This is a genomic window from Streptomyces sp. NPDC004658 (assembly GCF_040609555.1).
Classification (GTDB): domain Bacteria; phylum Actinomycetota; class Actinomycetes; order Streptomycetales; family Streptomycetaceae; genus Streptomyces.
In genome coordinates this window covers 1-5,707 of record NZ_JBEXKG010000275.1, presented here as the reverse complement: position 1 = coordinate 5,707, position 5,707 = coordinate 1, and the positions used below count along the sequence as shown (strand labels likewise).

Genomic DNA, 5,707 nt, shown 5'->3' with positions numbered 1-5,707 from the left:
GGCGGAGCGCGGCACCGTCTCCACGGCCGCCTCCCGGACCGCGGGCGCCCGCACACCGCCGCTCTCGTCGCTGGTGCAGTCCTCCACGACCGGCCCCGTCCCGGACTCCGCGTCCGGGCCGCCGTCGGCGAACTCGTACCCGCCGCGCGCGCACCGCTCCGTACGGCACCTGCGCAGCGTCGTGCGGCAGCCGTCGATCACATGGAAGCCGTAGCCGCCGCTGCCGGTGACCCGGCAGTTCAGGAAGCTGCCCCGGCCGCCCGCGGAGACGTAGAAACCGGCCTCCGCGGGCGAGTCGACCGTGCACCGCTCGATGGTCGGGTCGGCGCCCTTGGTGACGATCACGCCGGTCTGGGTGCCGTCCAGACTGCAGTTGTTGAGCGTGCCGCCGCTGCCGTGGTCGCGGAACCAGGCACCGGTGGCCGCCTCCCTGATCCGGCAGTCGTCCAGCTGCGCGGTCGCCCCGTCGCTGACCGACACGGCCGTGTTGCGCACCTGCGACAGATCGCTGTCGACGACGTCCGCGCGGGAACCGCGGTCCAGGACGAACAGCGCGTCCGGCACGTCGTGCACCCGGCAGGAGTCCAGTACCGCGGTGGCCCCGTCGCTCACCCACACCGCCGGGTAGTCGCCGGTGCTGTCGAAGATCTCGCACTGGTTGGCGTCCACCCGGGTCCCCGGGTCCCACACCGACAGGCCGTTGCGCCCGAACCGACGCACCGTCGTCCGGGTCAGCGTGAGCACCGAGCGGGAGCGCAGGTCGACGGCGTTCTCCGGGATGTCGTGGAGGTGGCAGTCGGCGAGCGTGAGCACCGCGTCGGTGTCCAGGGTGATGCCGTCGGCGGTGGTGCGGTGCACCTCGCAGTCGGTCAGGTGCGCGGTGGCCCGCTGGGTGACCTGCACCCCGGAGCCGCGCACCTCGTAGATCTCGCACCCCACCGCCTCCAGCGAGGAGCCCTCGCCGGTCGCGGTCAGCCCGGTACCGGAGGCGTGGTGCACCCGGCAGCGCTCCAGCCGGGGATGGGCACCGCCGCGCACCGCCACGCCCGCCTGCCCGGCCGCGACGACCTCGCACTCCTCGAACACCCCGCCCCCGCCGTCGAGTACGGCGATGCCGATGCCGGCCGGGTTGTCGACGGTGCACCGGCGCACGGTCGGGCGGGCGCCGCCGCGCACCTCGATGCCGGCGGCGGACCGCGCGACGATCCGCAGGTCCGTCAGCTCGGGCGTGCCCTCCTCGACGAGCAGCGCGGGCGCCGCCGCGTCCTGCCCCTCCACGTGCAGGTCCTGCACGACGGCCGAGGCCCGCACGGTGAGCGGAACGCCGTCCACCGGCGCGATCCGCACGGAGCCGGAGGAGCCCTCGGGCCCACGGAGTGTCACCGCCCGCTGGACGACGAGGTTCTCCCGGTAGGTGCCGGGGGCGATGGTGAGGACGTCGCCGTCGGCGGCGGCCTCCAGGGCGGCGGCGAGCGAAGCGTACTCACCCGTGCGGCGCCGCCACCGCGAAGTACCGGTGTGCGTCACCTGGACCGTGCCCTGTGCCATGGCGTTGCTGTGCCCCCACCTCGTCGTACTGATGGCTCGCTGCCCGCCGGGGCGCTGCCGCCGGTGCCCGGACCGCGACCGTGCTCGGCCCCCGGCGTGAGCGTGTCCACGCCCCTGGAGACCTGTGCGCCCCGGGGGTTCACGCACCCGCGGGTTGTCGCCGAATGCGCTTCGGCCGGTCCACCGTAGCGCGTGCGTGCACGCCGGGTTGACCAGAGCCGGAAGGCCGTCAGCTGCCGGTGCCCGCCTTGCCCCAGTCCGGGCCCGCCCGGTCCCAGGCCTGGTCCCAGCGCGCGTACCGCCGGCGGACCAGGCGCCAGACGGTCAGGCGCCGGCCGCCCTCGACCAGGGCCGCGGTCAGCAGGGCCGCGCCGACCCCGGCGAGCACGGCGTGCGTCGTCGCCGTGGCGGAGTCCAGCGGGCGGGTCGTTATTCGGCCGTGCGGGTCGGTCCAGAGCCGGAAACGGTCCCCCTGATGCGGGGACTTGAGGTCCGCGAGGGCCGGGCCGTGCTGCCGGGTGCCGTCCGGCGCGGTCCAGTCCGCGAGGACACGGCTGCCGGTCTCGCGCGCGGAGGTGGTGTCGGGGTCGGTCTCCGGCAGGGCCCCGCCCAGTTTCCGCACCACGGTGGCCGTGACCGGATGGCGCGTGTGCTGCTGCTGCCGCACGGACCGCTGGAGCGAGTCCTGGGCCGCGGTGCCGGCCAGGAGGCCGGTCACGGGCGCGGCCACGGCGATGAGCAGCAGCGCCACCAGGGCCACCCACGCCTCGGCCAGATCGGTGGCGCGGCACAGCGGATTGCGCCGCCAGCGCCACAGCCCACTGAGTGCTCGCATCCGCCCACCCCCTTCCGGTCCGTCGTGATACCGGACACCGGCGCTCACAGCCGGACCGGACCGGCCGAGAACGCCTCACGTCCGCCGCGGCATCCGACGCCCGCGCCCCCTCACGAATTTCTCACGTCCTCTCAACGACCGGCACCCGCCCCCTGGTTCCCGGTCCGCCGGATCATCACCGACGGGTGCGCCCGGGCCGGTCCCTACTCCAGCACCCGCACCGGGTCGCCGACCCTGATCGTGCCGGGGGAGACGGGCACCAGATTCTGACCGAACAGGAGCCTGCCGCCGATCCTGCGGTGGCGCGCCAGGGTGCTCAGCGGCTCCCGCCTGCGTACGGCCGTGGCCTGGTCGGTGGTGGTCACCACGCACCGGCCGCTCGGCTTCGGGACCCGGAGGACGACCTCGCCGACGGCGATCCGCGTCCAGTGGTCCTCGGCCCACGGCTCGGTGCCCGCGACGACGACGTTCGGCCGGAACCGGTTCATGGGCAGCGGGCCCTCGTGGGCGTTGCTCCCCTGCGCTATCAGCGAGTTGAGGGCGTCCAGCGAGGCCGCCGTGGTGACCAGCAGGGGGTAGCCGTCGGCGAAGCTCACCGTCTCGCCGGGCAGGGCGTACGCAGGGTCGACCGGGCGGCGGGCTGCCGGGTCGTCCATGTGCACCAGGCGGACCTCGGACTCCAGATAGGCGCTGCACCAGGCGTGCGCCGCCGGGTCGGCCGGGACCGCCTCCACCTTCGTGCCGAACACGTTCACCGGCACGGTCCCGGTCGGCTCCGGCACCTCGACGGCCAGCGGCGGCCGGCCGGGCGCGGACAGACGAAGGCCGCCGCCGGCCAGTGGCTCGGCGGCGGCCAGGGCGAGACGCGGCTGCTCGCGCTGTGTGACGACCTTTCCCCCGTGGTCGATCAGCGTCCAGCGTCGGTCACCGGCCAGGCCCCAGGGCTCCACGACGGCCTCCCGGGGCGAGATGCCCCGGAACGCCTTGACCGGATGGACGTGGATCGACTCCACTTCGGCGTATCCCATGCCGTCCATCGTGCCAGGCGGCACCGACGGCCCGGGCGCGAGTGGTCAGTAACCGCGGTACTGCTGGTTGTTGTACGGGTCCTGGTAGGGAGCCGGCGCGGGCCGCGGCGCGGCCGGGCGCATGGCCTCGTACCCGTTGCCCGGCGCCATCGGGCGCTGCTGCTGCGGGGCCTGCGGACCCGGGTAGCCGCGCGGCGCGGCCGCCTGCTGCGGGATGTACGCCGTGGGCGCCTGCTGCAGCGGTGCGGGCTGCTGCTGCGGGTAGCCGTAGGCGGGGGGCTGCTGCTGGGCCGGGGCCGCCGGGAGGGCGGGGAGGGCCGACGGCAGGGCGGGCAGGCTGCTGCCCGTGTCGTAGGCGGCGGGGACCCGGATCGGGGCGATCTGCGGGGTGCCCCGCTCGGCGACGAGCGAGTCGTAGATCGGGGTGTCCGGGAAGGAGGCGGAGTAGTAGCCGCCACCATAAGTGGAGCGGGGGGAGGTCATGGCACATAAGTTAAGCCCACGATGTGCTGGTTGGGGAGACCGATAAGAGGGTTGTTTTCCGTGTCGGCAGGTGTCTGGGATCCCCAATACGAGCGAACTTGGCAAAAAGGGGCGCGGATCCACGTTTAGATCGTGTAAAGGCCGAGTTCGTCCCGGGTTACCGGCGGTTGACCGGCGATCCTGCGGTGCCGCTCATGGGCGCGCGACGTACCCGGGAATAGGTTGTGCGGGTAGGACGACACGGACGCGGGGCGACACCCTGAAGCCGACACGTGATGGGGGCGGACATGTCAATGCCGAAAGGCTCCAACACACCGGTGCCGACCACGGCGCTGCGCGTCGAAGTGGGCTGGCGCTCCGGCGCCGGAGTCCCGGACGCCGACGCCTCGGCGCTGCTGCTCGCCGCCGGAAAGGTCCGCTCCGACGGGGACTTCGTCTTCTACAACCAGCCCGCCCACTCCTCCTGCGCGGTACGCCACGAGGGCAAGCGGACGGCCGGCGGACGGGTCACCGACACCCTGTGGGCCGACCTCGCGCGCGTGGAGGGCGCCGTCGAACGGATCGTGCTCGCCGCCTCCGCCGACGGCGGAACCTTCGGGCAGGTCCCGGACCTCTACATCGAGGTGACCGACGCCGCCACGGGCCAGGTGGTCGCCCGCTTCGACAGCCCGGGCGCGACCGTGGAGACGGCCTTCGTCCTCGGCGAGTTCTACCGCCGCCAGGGCAGCTGGAAGTTCCGTGCCGTCGGCCAGGGCTACAGCAGCGGACTCGAAGGTCTGGCCACGGACTTCGGCATCACCGTGGACGAACCGCAGCACGCCGCGGCGCCCGCCGCGCCGGCCCCGGCCCCGGCCACCACCCCGCCCCGCCCCGCCACGGCCCCGGCCCCACCGCCCCCGGCCCAGCCCGTCCGCCTCTCCAAGGTCACCCTCACCAAGGCGGCTCCCTCCGTCTCACTGGCCAAGCAGGGCGGGACCTCCGGCGCGATGCGGGTGAACCTCAACTGGCAGACGCGCCGACCGTCCACGGGCCGGGGCCGCTGGGGCGGCGGTGGCGACCTCGACCTCGACCTGTGCGCGCTGTACGAACTCACCGACGGCCGCAAGGGAGTCGTACAGGCCCTCGGCAACGCCTTCGGCTCGCTCCACCGGCCGCCCTACATCCACCTCGACGGCGACGACCGCACCGGAGCCGTGGCGGCCGGCGAGAACCTCACCGTCAACCTCGACCACAAGCAGGACTTCCGGCGGATCCTCGTCTTCGTCACCATCTACGAGGGCGCCCGCTCCTTCGCCGACCTGCACGCCACCGTCACCCTCCAGCCGCAGCACGGCGCCCCCATCGAGTTCTCGCTGGACGAGTGCACCGTCGACTCCCCGGTGTGCGCGCTCGCGCTGATCACCAACACCGGCGGCGACCTCCTCGTCCAGCGCGAGGCGCGGTATCTGGTGCCCGAGCGCGGATCGAGCCCGCAGCGGACCATAGACCGCGCCTACGGCTGGGGCATGAACTGGACGCCCGGCCGCAAGTGAACCGGGCTCAGCCCTCGTCGGCCACGGCGTCCGGGCGGGCGTAGGTGCGGCCCTTCCAGGCGGCCCCGCGCCCGCGGTAGTGCTGCACGGCGGAGTCGACCGTCATCATGAGGTACAGGAAAGCGGTGACCGGCAGCAGCGGGGCGAGCCACAGCGGCTGCCGGTAGTAGCGCAGCATCGGCACGTACGTCCCCGCCATCACCGCCCACGCCGCCGCGCCCACGAGCGCGACCGCCGCGGCGCCGCCGGCCGCGCCCACGGCAACGGCGGCGGGCGGCACC

General features: G+C 74.1%; 5 protein-coding genes and 1 pseudogene. 1 reads left to right on the top strand and 5 read right to left on the bottom strand.

Annotated features, from left to right (window positions below):
- The 4 genes from ABZV94_RS39605 to ABZV94_RS39590 form a co-directional block, all read right to left on the bottom strand.
- Positions 1 to 1,548: right-handed parallel beta-helix repeat-containing protein (locus tag ABZV94_RS39605; protein ID WP_356349613.1), on the bottom strand; the 1,548-nt coding region annotated here is incomplete at its 3' end.
- Between the two features lie 229 nt (positions 1,549 to 1,777).
- Entirely contained in the window at positions 1,778 to 2,383 is a 606-nt protein-coding gene (locus ABZV94_RS39600; RefSeq protein WP_356349611.1) for a hypothetical protein, read from the bottom strand.
- 203 nt (positions 2,384 to 2,586) lie between these two features.
- Positions 2,587 to 3,411, bottom strand: coding sequence for an MOSC N-terminal beta barrel domain-containing protein (locus tag ABZV94_RS39595; RefSeq protein WP_356349609.1), 825 nt, complete (start codon positions 3,409 to 3,411; stop codon positions 2,587 to 2,589).
- Between the two features lie 45 nt (positions 3,412 to 3,456).
- Complete coding sequence (locus ABZV94_RS39590) at positions 3,457 to 3,894, bottom strand: DUF6643 family protein (protein ID WP_356349606.1); 438 nt, start codon at positions 3,892 to 3,894, stop codon at positions 3,457 to 3,459.
- Between the two features lie 287 nt (positions 3,895 to 4,181).
- Here ABZV94_RS39590 and ABZV94_RS39585 point away from each other — a divergent pair, with 287 nt between their 5' ends.
- Positions 4,182 to 5,426 (top strand): TerD family protein, encoded by a 1,245-nt coding sequence (locus ABZV94_RS39585; protein WP_356349604.1) that lies wholly within the window; start codon positions 4,182 to 4,184, stop codon positions 5,424 to 5,426.
- 7 nt (positions 5,427 to 5,433) lie between these two features.
- On the opposite strand, the pseudogene ABZV94_RS39580 reads toward ABZV94_RS39585, so the two are convergent.
- Positions 5,434 to 5,707: pseudogene (locus tag ABZV94_RS39580) on the bottom strand (glycosyl transferase family 2); the annotation flags it as partial.

Coding starts and splice junctions, on each gene's coding strand:
- ABZV94_RS39585 (WP_356349604.1), top strand. CDS start 4,182: ATGTCAATGCCGAAAGGCTCCAACACACCGGTGCCGACCACGGCGCTG.
- ABZV94_RS39600 (WP_356349611.1), bottom strand. CDS start 2,383: ATGCGAGCACTCAGTGGGCTGTGGCGCTGGCGGCGCAATCCGCTGTGC.
- ABZV94_RS39590 (WP_356349606.1), bottom strand. CDS start 3,894: ATGACCTCCCCCCGCTCCACTTATGGTGGCGGCTACTACTCCGCCTCC.
- ABZV94_RS39595 (WP_356349609.1), bottom strand. CDS start 3,411: ATGGGATACGCCGAAGTGGAGTCGATCCACGTCCATCCGGTCAAGGCG.